At 62.7% G+C, this 15,084-nt stretch carries 15 protein-coding genes and 1 pseudogene; 9 read left to right on the top strand and 7 right to left on the bottom strand.

What is annotated here, in order from left to right:
* Positions 1 to 31: 31 nt before the first annotated feature.
* Positions 32 to 208, top strand: a complete 177-nt coding sequence (locus C8K61_RS26830; protein WP_178086448.1) for a hypothetical protein — start codon at positions 32 to 34, stop codon at positions 206 to 208.
* A 21-nt stretch (positions 209 to 229) separates the two neighbouring features.
* Here C8K61_RS26830 and C8K61_RS11555 read toward each other — a convergent pair whose 3' ends face one another.
* Both C8K61_RS11555 and C8K61_RS11550 read right to left on the bottom strand, forming a co-directional pair.
* On the bottom strand, positions 230 to 1,360 hold the full coding sequence (locus tag C8K61_RS11555; RefSeq protein ID WP_108096409.1) for a M14-type cytosolic carboxypeptidase: 1,131 nt from the start codon (positions 1,358 to 1,360) through the stop codon (positions 230 to 232).
* A 117-nt stretch (positions 1,361 to 1,477) separates the two neighbouring features.
* Positions 1,478 to 1,771, bottom strand: a complete 294-nt coding sequence (locus tag C8K61_RS11550) for a hypothetical protein (RefSeq protein WP_108096557.1) — start codon at positions 1,769 to 1,771, stop codon at positions 1,478 to 1,480.
* Positions 1,772 to 1,950: 179 nt separating this feature from the next.
* Between C8K61_RS11550 and C8K61_RS11545 the strand changes: the two genes are divergently transcribed.
* The 6 genes and pseudogenes from C8K61_RS11545 to C8K61_RS27220 all read left to right on the top strand — a co-directional run bounded on the left by C8K61_RS11545 (position 1,951) and on the right by C8K61_RS27220 (position 7,525).
* Positions 1,951 to 3,081: an ABC transporter permease gene (locus C8K61_RS11545; RefSeq protein ID WP_108096408.1), complete on the top strand. Its 1,131-nt coding sequence runs from the start codon at positions 1,951 to 1,953 to the stop codon at positions 3,079 to 3,081.
* The gene (locus C8K61_RS11540; RefSeq protein ID WP_256589414.1) at positions 3,075 to 3,863 is read left to right on the top strand and encodes an ABC transporter ATP-binding protein; all 789 of its coding nucleotides are present in this window, start codon (positions 3,075 to 3,077) and stop codon (positions 3,861 to 3,863) included. The genes C8K61_RS11545 and C8K61_RS11540 overlap by 7 nt, the downstream gene beginning before the upstream one ends.
* A gap of 1 nt (position 3,864) precedes the next feature.
* A complete protein-coding gene (locus C8K61_RS11535) occupies positions 3,865 to 4,803 on the top strand; it encodes an MlaD family protein (protein ID WP_108096406.1) in 939 nt (312 codons plus the stop codon).
* Positions 4,800 to 5,423 (top strand): ABC-type transport auxiliary lipoprotein family protein, encoded by a 624-nt coding sequence (locus tag C8K61_RS11530; protein WP_108096405.1) that lies wholly within the window; start codon positions 4,800 to 4,802, stop codon positions 5,421 to 5,423. The genes C8K61_RS11535 and C8K61_RS11530 overlap by 4 nt, the downstream gene beginning before the upstream one ends.
* Before the next feature lie 170 nt (positions 5,424 to 5,593).
* Positions 5,594 to 6,661 (top strand): annotated as a pseudogene (locus tag C8K61_RS27225) (cache domain-containing protein); the annotation flags it as partial.
* Between the two features lie 126 nt (positions 6,662 to 6,787).
* The gene (locus C8K61_RS27220; protein ID WP_371919990.1) at positions 6,788 to 7,525 is read left to right on the top strand and encodes a methyl-accepting chemotaxis protein; all 738 of its coding nucleotides are present in this window, start codon (positions 6,788 to 6,790) and stop codon (positions 7,523 to 7,525) included.
* Between the two features lie 80 nt (positions 7,526 to 7,605).
* On the opposite strand, the gene C8K61_RS11520 is transcribed toward C8K61_RS27220, so the two are convergent.
* Positions 7,606 to 8,958, bottom strand: coding sequence for a 3-oxoacyl-ACP reductase (locus tag C8K61_RS11520; protein ID WP_108096403.1), 1,353 nt, complete (start codon positions 8,956 to 8,958; stop codon positions 7,606 to 7,608).
* A gap of 159 nt (positions 8,959 to 9,117) precedes the next feature.
* Here C8K61_RS11520 and C8K61_RS11515 point away from each other — a divergent pair, with 159 nt between their 5' ends.
* Positions 9,118 to 10,395, top strand: coding sequence for an acetyl-CoA C-acetyltransferase (locus C8K61_RS11515; RefSeq protein WP_108096402.1), 1,278 nt, complete (start codon positions 9,118 to 9,120; stop codon positions 10,393 to 10,395).
* Positions 10,396 to 10,621: 226 nt separating this feature from the next.
* Here C8K61_RS11515 and C8K61_RS11510 read toward each other — a convergent pair whose 3' ends face one another.
* The 3 genes from C8K61_RS11510 to C8K61_RS11500 all read right to left on the bottom strand — a co-directional run bounded on the left by C8K61_RS11510 (position 10,622) and on the right by C8K61_RS11500 (position 12,627).
* The gene (locus tag C8K61_RS11510; protein WP_108096401.1) at positions 10,622 to 11,068 is read right to left on the bottom strand and encodes a PaaI family thioesterase; all 447 of its coding nucleotides are present in this window, start codon (positions 11,066 to 11,068) and stop codon (positions 10,622 to 10,624) included.
* A gap of 96 nt (positions 11,069 to 11,164) precedes the next feature.
* On the bottom strand, positions 11,165 to 11,599 hold the full coding sequence (trxC, locus tag C8K61_RS11505) for a thioredoxin TrxC (protein WP_108096400.1): 435 nt from the start codon (positions 11,597 to 11,599) through the stop codon (positions 11,165 to 11,167).
* A gap of 50 nt (positions 11,600 to 11,649) precedes the next feature.
* On the bottom strand, positions 11,650 to 12,627 hold the full coding sequence (locus C8K61_RS11500) for a sulfite exporter TauE/SafE family protein (protein ID WP_108096399.1): 978 nt from the start codon (positions 12,625 to 12,627) through the stop codon (positions 11,650 to 11,652).
* 287 nt (positions 12,628 to 12,914) lie between these two features.
* Here C8K61_RS11500 and C8K61_RS11495 point away from each other — a divergent pair, with 287 nt between their 5' ends.
* Positions 12,915 to 13,616 carry an aspartate/glutamate racemase family protein gene (locus C8K61_RS11495; protein ID WP_108096398.1) on the top strand — a complete coding sequence of 234 codons (702 nt, stop codon included), beginning with the start codon at positions 12,915 to 12,917 and terminating at the stop codon, positions 13,614 to 13,616.
* Here the strand turns inward: C8K61_RS11495 and selO are convergent.
* Positions 13,600 to 15,054, bottom strand: coding sequence for a protein adenylyltransferase SelO (gene selO, locus C8K61_RS11490; RefSeq protein ID WP_108096397.1), 1,455 nt, complete (start codon positions 15,052 to 15,054; stop codon positions 13,600 to 13,602). The genes C8K61_RS11495 and selO overlap by 17 nt on opposite strands.
* Between the last annotated feature and the right edge of the window lie 30 nt (positions 15,055 to 15,084).

Genomic DNA, 15,084 nt, shown 5'->3' with positions numbered 1-15,084 from the left:
AAGGAACGGTATGTTCCGCGAGGATGTAGCCATGACCATAAAAACAAGAAAGTACCTGATCGCCTTTGGCCTGCTGATGGTCTGCGCGCTTTACGCGGCAGCGGCCATCCGGGTGGAGCTGGCGCGCCAGGGGGAGCCCGTGGCGTCGATCACCTGCAAGGGTGATCAGTGTGTGCCGCACAGTGGCTGGTTGAGCTCGATGCGTTAAGCCCGCTCTTACAGGCAACGCTCAGCGCAACTCATCCACCATGCTGGCCGTCACGCTCAGCACATCTTTGGCCAATTGCTTCGAGCGTTTGCCATCCCAGCCGGTCTGCGGGTTGGGGCTGTCGTCGTGGTCTTTGAACGGCATTTCGATGGTGAACGCCAGGCAGTCGAACTCTTCTCCCACCGCATTGCAGGCCAGGGTCATGTTGGCCTTGCCGGGTTCGCTGCGCGGGTAGCCGTAGCGGGTCTGGAATTCCGCGCCGTTCGCCACCAGGCGTTGGCGGAAGTGGTTTTCCAAGGTAGCGATGCGCGGCGTGTAGCCGGGGTTGCCTTCGCAGGCGGCGGTGAACACATGGGGGATTTCTTCGTCGCCATGGATATCCAGAAACAGGTCGACGCCGACTTTGCGCATCTGCTGCTGAATGAAAAACACCTCGGGCGATTCTGCTTCATTGGCTGACTGCCAGGCGCGGTTCAGGTCCTTGCCGGCGGCGTTGGTGCGCAGGTGGCCGCGGTACGCGCCATCGGGGTTGGCGTTTGGCACCAGATACAGATCGGCCTTGCTCAGCAAGGCATCCAGCTCGGCGTCATCGCGCAGTTTCAGGCGCTCGATCAAGCCTTCCATAAACCACTCGGCCATGTGCTCGCCGGGGTGCTGCTGGGCGATGATCCACACCTTGCTTTGGGCGTGCGGGTTACGGCTGATGCGCAGCAACTGGATGTCACGACCCTCGATGCTTTTGCCACAGGCAAACAGTTCGGCGTCAGCCTTGAACAGCGCCTGGTCGATCAGCCAGTCGTGGCGCTCGCGGCTGTAGGGTTCGAAGTACGCAAACCAGATCTGCGCCTGCTCCACCTCCAGGCCAAAACTCAGGGTGCCGTCGGCATAGGTGCTGGGCACCCGGAACCAGGTTTTCTGGTCGTAGGAGGCGGCCGCGTTGTAGCCGCTCCAGGCCCAGTGGTAGGCCGAGCCGCCGGCATTGGTGATGCTGAAGTCGTAGCGCTGGCCGGGCGTGAGGTCTTCGGCCTTGAAGTGGAACCACTGATAGTGCGGGCTGTTGAGGTCCTTGCGCATGGCCAGCAACGGGTGCTGCGGGTTGCTGAGGTCATGGACTTCGATATTGCCGCTGTCGAAGTGGGAGCTGATGTGCATGCTGGGCCCTCTACATCTGTTCATTGCCCGGGAACGCCGGGCTCATGGTGCGTAGCTTCGCAGTTGAGTGCTGGCTTGCAAATGCAGAAGGCGACACAAACGTGCAAGTGTTGCGGCTTAACCGATCAATAGACTGATCAGCCACAAACCCAGCAGCAGCCAGATGATCCCCAGCACCACCGAGCGGCGCATAAATGCGCGCACGGCGCTATAGAGAAACAGCAAGCCAATCACCAACGCGACGATGCTCAGCAACGACGGGGTAATGCCCAGCGCGCTGGACAGGCCGTGCAGGAACTGCCGCCCGGCGTTGCCGATCAGGTGCAACAAGCCACTCAGGCCATCGACGATAAAGCGGATTACCGTGCCCAGCGCATGGCCGAGCCAATCGAAGAATCCTTCTACCTGCATGCTTTGTCCTCGGGTGATGTTCTGATTGGGCAAGCGCAGCGGCCGGCGGTTCCATAAAGCATTGTGCATGGCGAACATCGCGGCTGAAGCTCTAAACAGCAAGAAACACCTGAAGATGCAGGTGATGTAACCTGCCCTTGCTACGCTACCGGCCACCCAGGATGAGTAAGCCGTTTTTTATGACTTCAGCCGCCTTACGTTTGGACACCGCCGTAACGCCCGCGCAGTTGCTCGTCAGCGGTGACTGGACCTTAGCTCACTACAGCCAACTGACCCGTGACGTCGCCCGCATGCGCCCGCAGCTGGACGGCACCACCCGCGTGCAACTGGCCGAGTTGCAGGGCCTGGACACCTCCGGCGCCGCCTTGCTCGCCGACCTGCTCGGCGCCGAGCGCCTGATCGACCTGGCCGCCAGCGAGCCCAGCCTGACCCCTGCGCGCCAAGCTTTGCTCAATTCAGTGGGCAGCGCCCTGCGTGAATACTGCCAGCCAGAAAAACCCAAAGCGCGCACCGGCCTCGCCGATGTGCTGGCGCATATCGGTGATTTTGTCGCCAGCCTGTGGGCGCGGGTGGCGGCGCTGCTGGGCTTTATCGGCCTGGTGCTGGAAACCCTCATCGGCGGCCTGTTCCGCCCGCGCCGCTGGCGGGTCACCTCGCTGGTGGCAAACATCGAACAGACCGGCCTCGACGCCGTGCCCATCGTGGTGCTGCTGACCTTTATGGTCGGCGCCGTGGTGGCGTTTCTCGGGGCCACGGTGCTGGCCAACTTCGGCGCCACCATCTACACGGTCAACCTGGTGGCCTTCGCCTTTCTGCGCGAGTTCGGCGTGCTGCTCACCGCCATCCTCATGGCCGGCCGCACCGCCAGTGCCTTTACCGCGCAGATCGGTTCGATGAAGGCCAATGAAGAGGTCGATGCGATTCGCACCCTGGGCCTCAACCCCATCGAGTTGCTGGTGCTGCCGCGGGTGTTGGCGCTGCTGGTGTCGCTGCCGATCCTGACCTTTCTGGCGATGCTCTCCGGCATTCTCGGTGGCGCCGTGGTGTGCCTGCTGGTGCTGAATATTTCGCCGACCATGTACCTCACCATCCTGCAGACCATCGAGGTCAAACACCTGCTGGTGGGCCTGTGCAAGGCGCCGCTGTTTGCCTTTCTGATTGCCGTGATCGGTTGCCTGGAAGGCTTCAAGGTCAGCGGCAGCGCGCAGTCGGTGGGTGAACACACCACTTCGGCGGTGGTGCAGTCGATCTTCGTGGTGATTCTGCTGGATGCCCTGGCGGCGATGTTCTTTATGGAGATGGGCTGGTGAGTGACGCGATCATCGAGGTCCGTGACCTCACCAACGCCTTCGGCACGCAGGTGGTGCACCAGCATCTGGACCTGGACGTCATGCGCGGCGAAATTCTCGGCATTGTCGGCGGCTCGGGCACCGGCAAGTCGGTGCTGCTGCGCTCCATCGTCGGCCTGCAGCGGCCCACCGCCGGCAGCGTGAAAGTGTTCGGCGAAAACCTGCTGAGCCTGTCGGCGGACAAACGCTCGCGGGTGGAGCGCCGGTTCGGTGTGCTGTTCCAGTCCGGCGCGTTGTTTTCCTCGCTCACCGTGCTGGAAAACATCGCCCTGCCGTTGGTGGAACACGCCGGCCTCAGCCGCGAAGAAGCCGAAGGCCTGGCGGTGGTAAAACTGGCCCTGGCCGGCCTGCCGGAAACCGCGGCCTACAAATACCCCGACTCGTTGTCCGGCGGCATGATCAAGCGCGCGGCCCTGGCACGAGCCTTGGCCCTGGACCCGGAGATCGTGTTTCTCGATGAGCCCACCGCCGGCCTCGACCCGATCAGCGCGGCGGCCTTCGATCAACTGATTCTGACCCTGCGCGATGCCCTCGGCCTCACTGTGTTTCTGGTCACCCACGACCTCGACACGCTCTACACCATCTGCGACCGGGTGGCGGTGCTGTCGCAAAAGCGCGTGCTGGTGGCCGGTGATCTGAACACGGTGGCGGCGACTAAAGACGCCTGGGTTCACGACTATTTTCATGGCCCCCGTGGCCGTGCCGCGCTGCAAGCCAGCGCCCGTCTGACGGAGAACAACTGATATGGAAACCCGCGCCCATCACGTGCTGATCGGCCTGTTCACGGTGCTGGCGGTGGCCGCTGCGCTGCTGTTCGGGCTGTGGCTGGCCAAGTCCACGGCCGACCGCGAATTCGCCCTCTACGACATCGTCTTTTACGAGGCGGTGAACGGTCTGTCGCCGGGCAGTACGGTGCAGTACAGCGGCATCAAGGTCGGCGAGGTGATCGCCCTCAAGCTCGACCCCAAAGACCCGCGCAAAGTGCGCGCGCGCATTCGCGTGGCGGCCGACACCCCGGTGAAGCAGGACACCCACGCCAAGCTGTCCCTGGTGGGTATCACTGGCGGCTCGTTTATCCAGATGCACAGCGGCTCGCCGGAAAGCCCGCTGTTGGTGAGCAAGACCGGCAAGGTGCCGGTGATCGTCGCCGACAAATCGCCGATCACCGCGCTGCTGACCAGCGGTGAAGACCTGCTGACCAATATCAACAAGCTGGCCGCCAGCGCGAATGCGTTGGTGTCGCCGGAAAACGTCGCGCGCATCAGCCGCACCCTGGACCACTTCGACCAGGTGACCGGCACCGTGGCTGAAGAGCGCGAAGACATGCGCACCATCGTCAAGCAACTGGCCGCCGCCTCGCGCCAGGCCAGCGAGACCCTGGCGCAAAGCAGCAAGGTCATGGCCAGCGCCAACAACCTGCTCGACCAGCAAGGCAAAGACGCCCTCAACAGTGCCCGCGACGCCATGGCCGCGCTGGACCGCGCCAGCCAGAGCATCGAGCGCCTGCTCAATGAAAACCGCGACTCGCTGAATGCCGGCGCCCAGGGCCTGAGTGCCATTGGCCCGGCGGTAGGCGAGTTGCGTGAAACCCTCAGCAGCCTGCGCGCCATCACCCGCCGCCTGCAGGAAGACCCGGCCGGCTACCTGCTCGGCGGTGAGAAGAACAAGGAGTTCCAACCATGATCAAGCATGCCCATCGTCCCCTGCTGACCCTGGGTCTGCTGAGCCTGCTGAGCGCCTGTTCGATTCTGCCCAAGGGCGAGCCGAGCAACGTCTACCTGCTGCCGTCGGCACCAGCGACTGCCGCCAGCAATGCCACGTCAGTGAGCTGGTCGCTGCGGGTAGCCAAACCGCAGGCGATCATGGCCCTCGATAGCCCGCGCATCGCTGTGGTGCCGGAAGGCAGCGTGATCAGTAACTACAAAGGCGCGCGCTGGAGCGACAACGGTCCGGTGCTGCTGCGCAACCGTTTGCTCGATGGCTTTCAGGCGGACGGCCGCATCCATGCCCTGAGCAGCGACGATGCGCAACTGCAGGCCGATCTGGTGCTGGTTAGCGACTTGCGTGCGTTCCAGGGCGAGTACCTGAACGGCCAGGTGCAGGTGGTGGTGCGCCTGGACGTGCAGCTGGTGGACAGCGCCAGCCGCAAAATCCTCGCCGCGCGGCGCTTCGATGTGCAGCAGGCCGCCAGCAGCGAACAGGTCGCCGACGTGGTGCGCGCCTTCGGTCAGGCCAGCAACAGCCTGAGCGCTCAGCTGGTGCCGTGGGTGCTGGAGCAGGGGCAGCGCAGCCAGCGTCCCTGACGAGCGGTTGGCGGGAGCGTGGAATAACGGCTAAAGCTAGATATGTCGTTGGTCGATAAGAACAGAACCTGTCGTCATGACCGGGTAATTTTCTGATCGGATTGTCGGACGATCTGTATACAATCTGCTGCCGTTTCTCCCACCCCCCCAAGCTCATACAGGTACTTCCCATGCGCCTCTGGCAACGCAGTATTCAGTGGCAGTTGATCCTCAGCATGGGCGCCGCCCTGCTGGCCAGCATTCTGATTGTTGTCGGCATCTATGCCGCCGTGGTCAATCGCCTTGCGGAGAAGGCGTTGGTCGAACAGGCCTTGCCGGCCAGCGTCTCCGCCATTGGCAATGACCTTGAACGGATTCTCACCGAACCCCTGACCGCCGCCCGCGGTATCGCCGAGAACAGCATGGTTCAGGAATGGCTTTCCACGGGTGAGGAGGCCAGTCAGCAGGCCGCCTTCGTGCGTTATCTGAAGGGCGTGCAAACCCAGCAAAAAGCCCTGACCACGTTTATTGTCGCTGCCGGTAGCGGAAACTATTTCACCGAAAAAGGCCTGGACCGCACGCTCACTCGCGGCCCGGCGGAAAACGGCTGGTTCTACAATTTTGTCGACGGCAGCGACACCCGCGCGGTGCAGATCGATACCGACAAATCCACCAACCAGCCGACGCTGTTTATCAATCAGCGCATCACCGCCAACGGCAAAACCATCGGCCTGGCCGGGTTGGGGTTCGGCCTGCAGGCGATGTCCGACCTGGTGCGCAACTTCCACTTCGGCAAGAGCGGGCGGATTTTTCTGGTCAGCGCCGATGGCAAAGTGAAGATTCACCCGCAATCCGAATACAACGACACCCGCCAACTCAGCGACCTGCTGGGCAAGGATGCCGCCGCCAAGCTGCTGGTGGACAACGGCAAGGCCGTGCACTTTCAACGTGACGGCGAAGACTACCTGGCCTTGGCGCAACCGCTGAAAACCCTGGGCTGGCTGCTGGTCAGCGAAGTGCCGGAAGCGGAAATCTACGCCGAGGCCAACCAGGCGCTGATCACCAGCAGCCTGATCGGTTTGCTGGTGGCGTTGTTCTCCCTCGGCCTGGTGGTGTTGCTGGCTCGCGGTCTGGTCAAGCCGATCAAGCAGGTGACCGATGCGCTGGTGGAAATCGGCGGCGGCGGCGGTGACCTGACCCGTCGCCTGGACGAATCGCGCCAGGACGAGCTGGGTGATCTGGCCCGTGGTTTCAACCGCTTTATTGGCAGCCAGCGCGACCTGATCAGTGCCGTGCTGGGCACCAGCGTCAAGCTGCGTACTGCCGTCGGCCAGGTTGCCACGGTGGTGGAAAACACCGCCGGACGTGCCGGGCGCCAGCATGAAATGACCGATATGGTTGCCACCGCCGTGCACGAGATGGGCCTCACCGTGCAAGAAATCGCCCGCAACGCCAGCAGCGCGGCCAGCACCTCGCAGAGCGCTCGCGACGAAGCGGTACAGGCGCGGCAGGTGGTGGGTGGCTCAATCAAGCAGATCGAGAAAATGTCCGACGACATCGGCGAAGCCTCTGGCGCGGTGGGCGAACTGGCCAACGAAGTGGCCTCGATCGACCAGGTGCTGTCGGTGATTCGCGGCATTTCCGAACAGACCAACCTGCTGGCCCTGAACGCCGCCATCGAAGCGGCACGTGCCGGGGAAATGGGCCGTGGTTTTGCCGTGGTGGCGGATGAGGTGCGCACCCTGGCCAGCCGTACCCAGGCGTCCACCGGCGAGATTCAGCAGATGATCCAGCGCTTGAAAACCGGCGCGCAAACAGCGGTCAGCTCGATGCAGGCCGGGCAGGCGGCGACGGGTGATGGTGTGCAGTCGAGCCAGCGCACAGGTGAGTCGTTAGGCTCGATCACCGCGCAGATCGAACGCATCAGCGACATGAACACCCAGGTGGCGGCGGCGACTGAGGAGCAGTCGTCGGTGACCGAAGAGATCAACCGCAACGTGCAAGGCATTGCTGACCTGGCTCACGCCACCTCGGATGAAGTGCAGGCCTGCCGGCAGGACTGCAAAACCTTGCTGGGCCTGGCGGATGATCTGGGCAAGCAGATGGGCAGTTTCCGGCTGTAATTAAAAAGCATCGCGGCTGAAGCCGCTCCTACGGATTGTGCATACCCGTAGGAGCGGCTTCAGCCGCGATGCCCTTGATTTTAAGCGCCGAGCAAACTCTGCCCACACACTCGCAACACCTGCCCCGTCACCGCGCCACTGGTGGGCTGGGCAAACCAGGCCACGGTTTCGGCCACATCCTGTGGCAAGCCCCCTTGCCCCATCGAACTCATGCGTCGGCCGGCCTCACGAATGGTCAGCGGAATGGCCGCGGTCATCTGCGTTTCGATAAAGCCCGGCGCCACCGCGTTGATGCTGATGCCACGTTTGCCCAGGGCCGGTGCCCAGGCATTGGCCAGGCCGATCAGGCCAGCCTTGCTCACCGCGTAGTTGCTCTGGCCCAGGTTGCCGGCGATGCCGCTGATGGAAGCGAGTAGCACCACACGCCCGTCATCGCGCAGCTTGCCGGCGTCGAGCAGGGCTTTGGTGAGAATCTCCGGGGCGCGCAGGTTCACATCGATCACCGAATCCCACAGCGCCTCGCTCATCTTCGCCAGGGTCTTGTCGCGGGTGATGCCGGCGTTGTGCACGACGATATCGACGCCATCAGGCAGGGCGGCCAGCAGTTGTTCTGAGGCATCCGGCGCGCAGATATCCAGGGCCACACTGCGGCCACCCAAGCGTGCGGCCAGGGCATCGAGGGCTTCTTTCATCGGTGGTACATCCAGCAGCACCACGCTGGCACCATCACGGGCCAGGGTTTCGGCAATGGAGGCGCCGATGCCGCGGCTGGCGCCAGTGACCAACGCGACCTTGCCGCCCAGTGGCCGGCTCCAGTCATTCACCTGGGTCGGGCTGGCGGCCAGGCGCACCACTTGCCCGGACACGTAGGCGCTTTTCGGCGAGAGGAAAAAGCGCAGGGCGCCTTCCAGTTGGTCTTCCGCGCCCTTGCCCACATAAAGCAATTGCACGGTGCCGCCGCGGCGGATTTCCTTACCCAGGGAGCGGGTAAAACCTTCCAGGGAGCGTTGCGCGCTGGCAGCGAACGGGTCTTTCAGCGACTCCGGCGCGCGGCCCAGCACCACAACATGCGGGCACAGGTCCAGGCCCTTGAGCGCCGGCTGGAAAAATTCGCGCAACTGTTTGAGTTCTTCGGCGCTGCTGATGCCACTGGCATCGAAAATCAGCGCCTTGAGTTTGGGGCCGTGCTCGGCCGTCCAGCGGCTCAGACCGAACAGCCCGTCTTCGCTGGCAAAGGCCTGGTCGGTGAGGCGGTTGAGGCAGGCACTGGCCGCTTCGGCCAACACCCCGCCACTGATCAACAGCGCGCCCTCGACCGGCCGCATGCGCCCGGCGGTCCAGCGCTCCAGGCGCACCGGCGAGGGCAGGCCGAGGGCGCCGACCAGGCGGCGGCCAGTGGGCGAGTTGGCAAAGTTCAGGTAACGATCGGACATGGCAGAAGGCTCCAGCAGGAGAGTCAAATGTAGGCCCACTCTACGCAGACCGACAGCAAGCGCAATTGACCGTGCCGCTTGCAGCGTTGGCAAGGCGGCCAATGCGAGCAGCATCTGGCAAGCTAGTCTTGTGACCACGTACCCTCTAAGGAGTCTCACATGACCCAGCTGCGCCGGGTCGCCATAGTTGGCGGCAACCGTATTCCCTTCGCCCGCTCCAACACCGTGTATGCCACCACCAGCAACCAGGAGATGCTCACCGCTGCCCTGGAAGGCCTGATCGAGCGCTACAAGCTGCATGGCGAAATCATTGGCGAAGTGGTGGCTGGCGCGGTGCTCAAGCACTCGCGTGACTTCAACCTGACCCGCGAGTGCGTGCTCGGCTCGCGTCTGGCTCCGGAAACCCCGGCCTACGATATTCAACAAGCCTGCGGCACCGGCCTGGAAGCCGCGATTTTGGTGGCCAACAAGATTGCCCTGGGGCAGATCGACAGCGCCATTGCCGGCGGCGTCGACACCACCTCCGACGCGCCTATCGGCGTCAATGAAGGCCTGCGCAAAATTCTTCTGCAAGCCAACCGCAGCAAAAGCACCGGCGACAAGATCAAGGCGCTGCTGCAGATCCGCCCACGCCACCTGGCCCCGCATATTCCGCGCAATGGCGAGCCGCGTACGGGGTTGTCGATGGGCGAGCACTGCGAATTGATGGCGCAGACCTGGTCGATCCCCCGCGATGAGCAGGACCAACTGGCGGTCGCCAGCCACCAGAAACTCGCCGCCGCCTACGCCGAAGGTTGGCTGGACGACTTGCTCACCCCGTATCTGGGCCTGACCCGCGACCAGAACCTGCGCCCGGACATCAGCCTGGAGAAACTTGCCACCCTCAAACCGGTATTCGAAAAAGGCCCGCGCGGCACCATGACCGCCGCCAACTCCACGCCCCTCACCGACGGCGCCTCGGTGGTGCTGTTGGCCAGCGAGGAATGGGCCAAGGCCCGCGGCTTGCCGATTCTGGCCTACTTCCGCGACGGCGAAGCGGCAGCGGTGGACTTCGTCAACGGCAAGGAAGGCCTGTTGATGGCCCCTGTGTACGCCGTACCCCGCCTGCTCAAACGCAACGGCCTGAGCCTGCAGGATTTCGACTACTACGAAATTCACGAAGCCTTCGCCGCTCAGGTTTTGTGCACCCTCAAGGCCTGGGAAGACCCCGAATACTGCAAAACCCGCCTGGGTTTGGACGGGGCACTGGGCTCGATTGACCGCGCCAAGATGAACGTCAAAGGCAGCTCGCTGGCGGCCGGGCACCCATTTGCCGCCACCGGTGGGCGCATTGTCGCCAACCTGGCCAAGCTGCTATCGGTGGCTGAAAGCGGTCGCGGTCTGATCTCGATTTGTGCCGCCGGCGGCCAGGGTGTGACTGCAATCATCGAAAAGTGATCTAACCCCTGCTGACACAATTGATCGTGTTGGCAGGATGTAGCAACTCCGTGATTCTCTTCCCCGTAAGAGCGCGGCATCGCCCCCCGGGCGGTGCCGTTTTTTTTGCGCTTTTTTTGGTCGTACAGCAGTCCGTAGGATGGGTAGAGGCGAAGCCGAAACCCATCGCGGTCTGGGCATAAATCGCCGATGGGGTTCGCTACGCTCGCCTAGGCGGCCCCCCAGCCTACGTGTGCTTGCGCAGTTGGTAGACCCCACGACTCTGCGCCACCACCTCGCCACTGCCATTCACCAACTTCAGCTCCAGCACATATTCCGCCTTGCCGGTTTCGTTGGCCTCACCCTGCAAGCGCTCGATCTCATCCGCAGTCAGCCGCGCCTCCACACGAATATCCCCCGTCGCCGGGCGGCGAAAACGCAGGTTCATTTCTTTGATCACGGGGTAGAAACGCTGCACATCGAAGCTGGTGAGAAACAGCGCGCCGCCGGGGATTTCAGCGAGGGTGAACAGCGCGCCGGCATACATGCTGCCGATGTGGTTCTGGTTGCCGGTCAGCGGCATCAGCAGTTGGACAAAACCGGGCTCGAGCACCTCGGCCTTGAGGCCGCTGCGTTTGACGAAGGCGATCTGTTCTTCGGTGAGTTGACGGGCGATTTCGAGGGGAAATGCCATGGCGGGCTCCTTCTTGTTATTGAAGGGCCAGACTAGTCTTTAGTGAGGTTCCGGCAATGACCTTAATGCTCGCGCCGCCTGACCAAAAGTGACGCCTCAGACCCCTTGGGTCTTAAGCCACGCCAGCAACTGCGGCAACGGCATCGCGCCACTTTGTCGGGCCACTTCCTTGCCGTTCTTGAACAGCAGCAAGCTGGGGATCGAGCGGATATTCAGTTGCGCCGACAGCTGCTGATTGGCCTCGCTGTCGAGCTTGGCCAACCGCGCACGGCCCAGGAGCTGCCCGGCCGCTTGCTGGAAGGTCGGCGCAAAGGCCTGGCAGGGGCCGCACCAACTGGCCCAGACATCCACCAGCAAGGGCAGGTCGCCTTTGATCTGGCTGGCGTAGCTGGCTTGGGTAAGGTCGAAGGGCTTGTTCTGCAACACGCCTTCTTTGCACTTGCCGCAGCGCGGGCTGTCGCCAAGGCGGTCGGTGGGAATACGGTTAAGGCCGTTGCAGTGTGGGCAGGGAATTACGAAGGATTCGGACATGGTCAGCTCCAGAGGCAGTAAGGCCTATTTGGAGCCGCCATGCCCGGCTTTCAAGCGGTGAGGGCCATATAGATGTTGTAGGCGCTGATCAGGGTGATCAGGCTGCCGATCATCATCAGCAGGGTTTTCGCATGCAGCTTTTTGCACAACAGCGCGGCGAACGGCGCGGCGAACAGGCCGCCGAATACCAGGCCCGCGACCAACTGCCAGGTGCTGGGCTGGCCGGCCAGGAGGATGAACGAGGTGGCGCTGGCGATGGTCAGGAAGAACTCGGCGAAGTTCACCGAACCGATGGTGGTACGTGGGTCGCTGCCCGAGCCGATCAGCGTGGTGGTCACCACCGGGCCCCAGCCACCGCCGCCGGCGGCATCCACAAAGCCGCCGAACAGCGCCAGCTTGGCGATATGTTTGGGCTCGCGCTTTTGCACCACATGTAGAAACGCCTTGCGCAGGATGTACAGGCCCATGATCAGCAGGTAAGCCGAGATAAACGGCTTGAGCACCTTGCCGTCGAACTGGGTAATGATCACCGCGCCGAGCACCGCACCGATCATGCCGGGAATCAGCAGGCGCAAAAACAGCGCCTTGTTGACGTTGCCGAGTTTGACATGGGAGATGCCGGAAAGGCCGGTGGTGAAAACCTCGGCGATATGCACGCTGGCGCTCGCAGCGGCAGGCGTGGCCCCGGCGCTGAGCAGAAAGGTGGTGGCGGTGATGCCATAGGCCATGCCCAATGCACCATCAATGGCCTGAGCAAAAAAGCCCACGGCCACGGCGCTCCAGAACAGCCGGCTGTGCAGCGCCTCTTCGATAATTTCCAGGCCGCTGCTTTGGTTATTGCCGAAGAACAGGCGCCAGGCCAGCACACCTAACAGGCTCAACAGAATGGCCACCGCCAGCCACATGGCGATACGCAGCACAGGGTGATTGGCGGGGTGGGAAACGTAGTCTTCGACCGGCGGCAAGCCCAGTGCCTGGTGTTCGGTATTGATCGGGCTGGTGGTGTAATCGAGTTCGCGGATTTTCATCTACAGCGGAGCCTTGAGCGGGGCGAGCGGTTAGCCGTTCGGTGGCGCAACGATAGAGAGCTTTGCTTAGAGAGTCTAAGACTCATTGGGCAGGTTTATATGCTCCTGAGTTATTTGAAAGGATCAAGAGCATCGCAACCAAAGCCGCTCCTACGGGCCTGCACACATTGTAGGAGCGGCTTTAGCCGCGATGCTCTGGACTGTACCTGCGCCATGGACCCTGTCTGTGCCTGTGTCGCCCACAACCAACGGGCTAGGCTTCACTCTCGATTGGAGGAGCAAAAACAATGCGCACCCTGGGCGTTCTGGGCGGTATGAGTTGGGAGTCGACGGTCACCTATTACCGTCTGCTCAACGAAGGCGTGCGCGATCAATTGGGCGGTCTGCATTCCGCGCCCCTGCTGCTGCATTCGGTGGACTTCGCGCAGATCGCCGCGATGCAGAAAAGCGGCGACTGGCAAGGTGCCGGCGAAGTCCTCGCCCAAGCCGCCCATGGCCTGCAACAAGCCGGCGCCACCGCATTGCTGCTGGCCACCAACACCATGCACAAGGTGGCGCCCGCCATCGAAGCAGCAGTGAGCATTCCCCTGCTGCATATCGGCGATGCGGTAGGCCAGGCGTTAAAAACCGAGGGAGTGAACAAGGCCGCGTTGCTCGGCACCCGCTTCACCATGCAGGAAGCCTTCTACCGCGAGCGGTTGATTGCGGGGTACGGCATCGAGGTGCGGGTGCCGCCGCTGGATGAACAAGCCGAAATCGACCGGATCATTTTTCAGCAGCTGTGCCTGGGGCAATTTCCCGAAGACTCCAAGCGCTACTACCTGGACTGTCTGACGCGCCTGAAAGCGCAAGGCGCCGAAGCGGCGATTCTCGGCTGTACCGAAATTGGTTTGTTGCTGGAGGGCTGTGAATCGCCGCTGCCGTTGCTCGATAGCGCCCACCTGCATGTGCAGATGGGGCTTGAGTGGTTGCTCAGGACGAGCAGCTAATCTCTAAATGTTTGCCCCACTCCGGTGGGCGTTCGGCGAACCGTTCCATGCCGGGCTGCTCATCAAACGGCTTGCTCAGCACCGCATGCAACAGCCGCACTTCGCTGTAGTCACCTTTCTCCGCCGCCTCGATAGCCTGCTGCGCCAGGTAATTGCGCAGGATGTATTTCGGGTTGACCGCATGCATACGCGCGCGCCGCTCGGCCGGGTCGAGGTCGCCGCAACGCGCCAGATAATCCTCGGCCCAGGCGTCAAAACCGGCCAGATCGATAAAGTCATCGCGCAAACGCTTGAGTGCATCGGTCGGCGCGCTGTCGCCGAGTTCGCGGAAGAACCGTGTGTAGTCCACCGGGCTGGCCTGCATCAGTTGCAGCAGGCGTTCGATCAGCTTTTCGTCCTGCTCATCGGCTTCAAACAAACCCAGGCGTTTGCGCATCAGGTCGACGTAATGCGCCTGGTACAACGGCAGGAACAGGTTCAGCGTTTCCCGTAGCGCTTCCACGCTGATAAAGGGCGTCAGCGCCTGGGCCAGGGCCGACAGGTTCCAGTGGGCAATCGGCACCTGGTTGCTGAAGGAATAGCGGCCGGCGTCGTCGGAGTGGTTGCAGATAAACCGTGCGTCAAAGTCGTCGAGGAAGGCGAACGGGCCGTAGTCGAAGGTGATGCCCAGAATCGACATGTTGTCGGTGTTCATCACCCCGTGGCAGAAGCCGTAGGCCTGCCAGTAGGCGATCATTTCGGCGTTGCGTTCCAGCACTTCGCGGAACATGGCCAGGTACGGTTCGGGCTGTTCCAGGCACTGCGCAAAGTGGTTGTGCAACACGTGTTCGCCGAGGGTTTTAAGCTGTTCTTCCTGCTTGGTGTAATAGAAGTATTCGAAGTGGCCGAAGCGCACGTGGCTGGGCGCCAGGCGCAGGACCATGGCCGCGCTTTCCTTTTTCTCCCGCCATACCGGCGTGGTTGAACCGGTGACGCACAGCGCGCGGCTGCTGGGAATGCCTAGGGCATGCAGCGCTTCGGAGGCGAGAAACTCACGGATGGAAGAACGCAGCACCGCGCGGCCATCGCCCATGCGCGAGTAGGGTGTTTGCCCGGCGCCTTTGAGGTGCAGGTCCCAATGCTCGCCGGCGTCGTTCACCACTTCGCCCAGCAGCAGGCCACGGCCATCGCCCAGGCGAGGGTTGTAGGAGCCGAACTGGTGGCCGGAATACACCATCGCCCGCGGCTCGGCGCTTTCCCAGAGTTTGTGGCCGGCGAAGATCTCGGCGAACACCTGTTGCTCGGCCTCGTTTGGATCAAGGTCGAGCAAGGCCATGGCCGCCGGGCTGGCAACCACCAGACGCGGCTCGTCGATGGGCTCGGGCAGCACCTCGGTGGAAAACGCATCGCCCAGGCGGGCGAAGCGGTTATCGAAGGTCAAATCGGCGAGGGTTTTCAACGGCGGTGTCCCATGGGCTTTTGATCTCGT

The organism is Pseudomonas sp. GV071 (assembly GCF_003050835.1).
Lineage (GTDB): Bacteria > Pseudomonadota > Gammaproteobacteria > Pseudomonadales > Pseudomonadaceae > Aquipseudomonas.
Note: the sequence above shows the minus strand (reverse complement) of the source record. Positions and strands in the feature narration are given on the sequence as shown.

Excerpts from the sequence above, each read along its gene's own strand:
- C8K61_RS11535 (WP_108096406.1), top strand. The coding sequence starts at position 3,865 with ATGGAAACCCGCGCCCATCACGTGCTGATCGGCCTGTTCACGGTGCTG.
- C8K61_RS11495 (WP_108096398.1), top strand. The coding sequence starts at position 12,915 with ATGCGCACCCTGGGCGTTCTGGGCGGTATGAGTTGGGAGTCGACGGTC.
- C8K61_RS11520 (WP_108096403.1), bottom strand. The coding sequence starts at position 8,958 with ATGTCCGATCGTTACCTGAACTTTGCCAACTCGCCCACTGGCCGCCGC.
- C8K61_RS27220 (WP_371919990.1), top strand. The coding sequence starts at position 6,788 with ATGACCGATATGGTTGCCACCGCCGTGCACGAGATGGGCCTCACCGTG.
- C8K61_RS26830 (WP_178086448.1), top strand. The coding sequence starts at position 32 with ATGACCATAAAAACAAGAAAGTACCTGATCGCCTTTGGCCTGCTGATG.
- trxC (WP_108096400.1), bottom strand. The coding sequence starts at position 11,599 with ATGTCCGAATCCTTCGTAATTCCCTGCCCACACTGCAACGGCCTTAAC.
- C8K61_RS11500 (WP_108096399.1), bottom strand. The coding sequence starts at position 12,627 with ATGAAAATCCGCGAACTCGATTACACCACCAGCCCGATCAATACCGAA.
- C8K61_RS11515 (WP_108096402.1), top strand. The coding sequence starts at position 9,118 with ATGACCCAGCTGCGCCGGGTCGCCATAGTTGGCGGCAACCGTATTCCC.
- C8K61_RS11530 (WP_108096405.1), top strand. The coding sequence starts at position 4,800 with ATGATCAAGCATGCCCATCGTCCCCTGCTGACCCTGGGTCTGCTGAGC.
- C8K61_RS11550 (WP_108096557.1), bottom strand. The coding sequence starts at position 1,771 with ATGCAGGTAGAAGGATTCTTCGATTGGCTCGGCCATGCGCTGGGCACG.
- C8K61_RS11555 (WP_108096409.1), bottom strand. The coding sequence starts at position 1,360 with ATGCACATCAGCTCCCACTTCGACAGCGGCAATATCGAAGTCCATGAC.
- C8K61_RS11545 (WP_108096408.1), top strand. The coding sequence starts at position 1,951 with ATGACTTCAGCCGCCTTACGTTTGGACACCGCCGTAACGCCCGCGCAG.
- C8K61_RS11510 (WP_108096401.1), bottom strand. The coding sequence starts at position 11,068 with ATGGCATTTCCCCTCGAAATCGCCCGTCAACTCACCGAAGAACAGATC.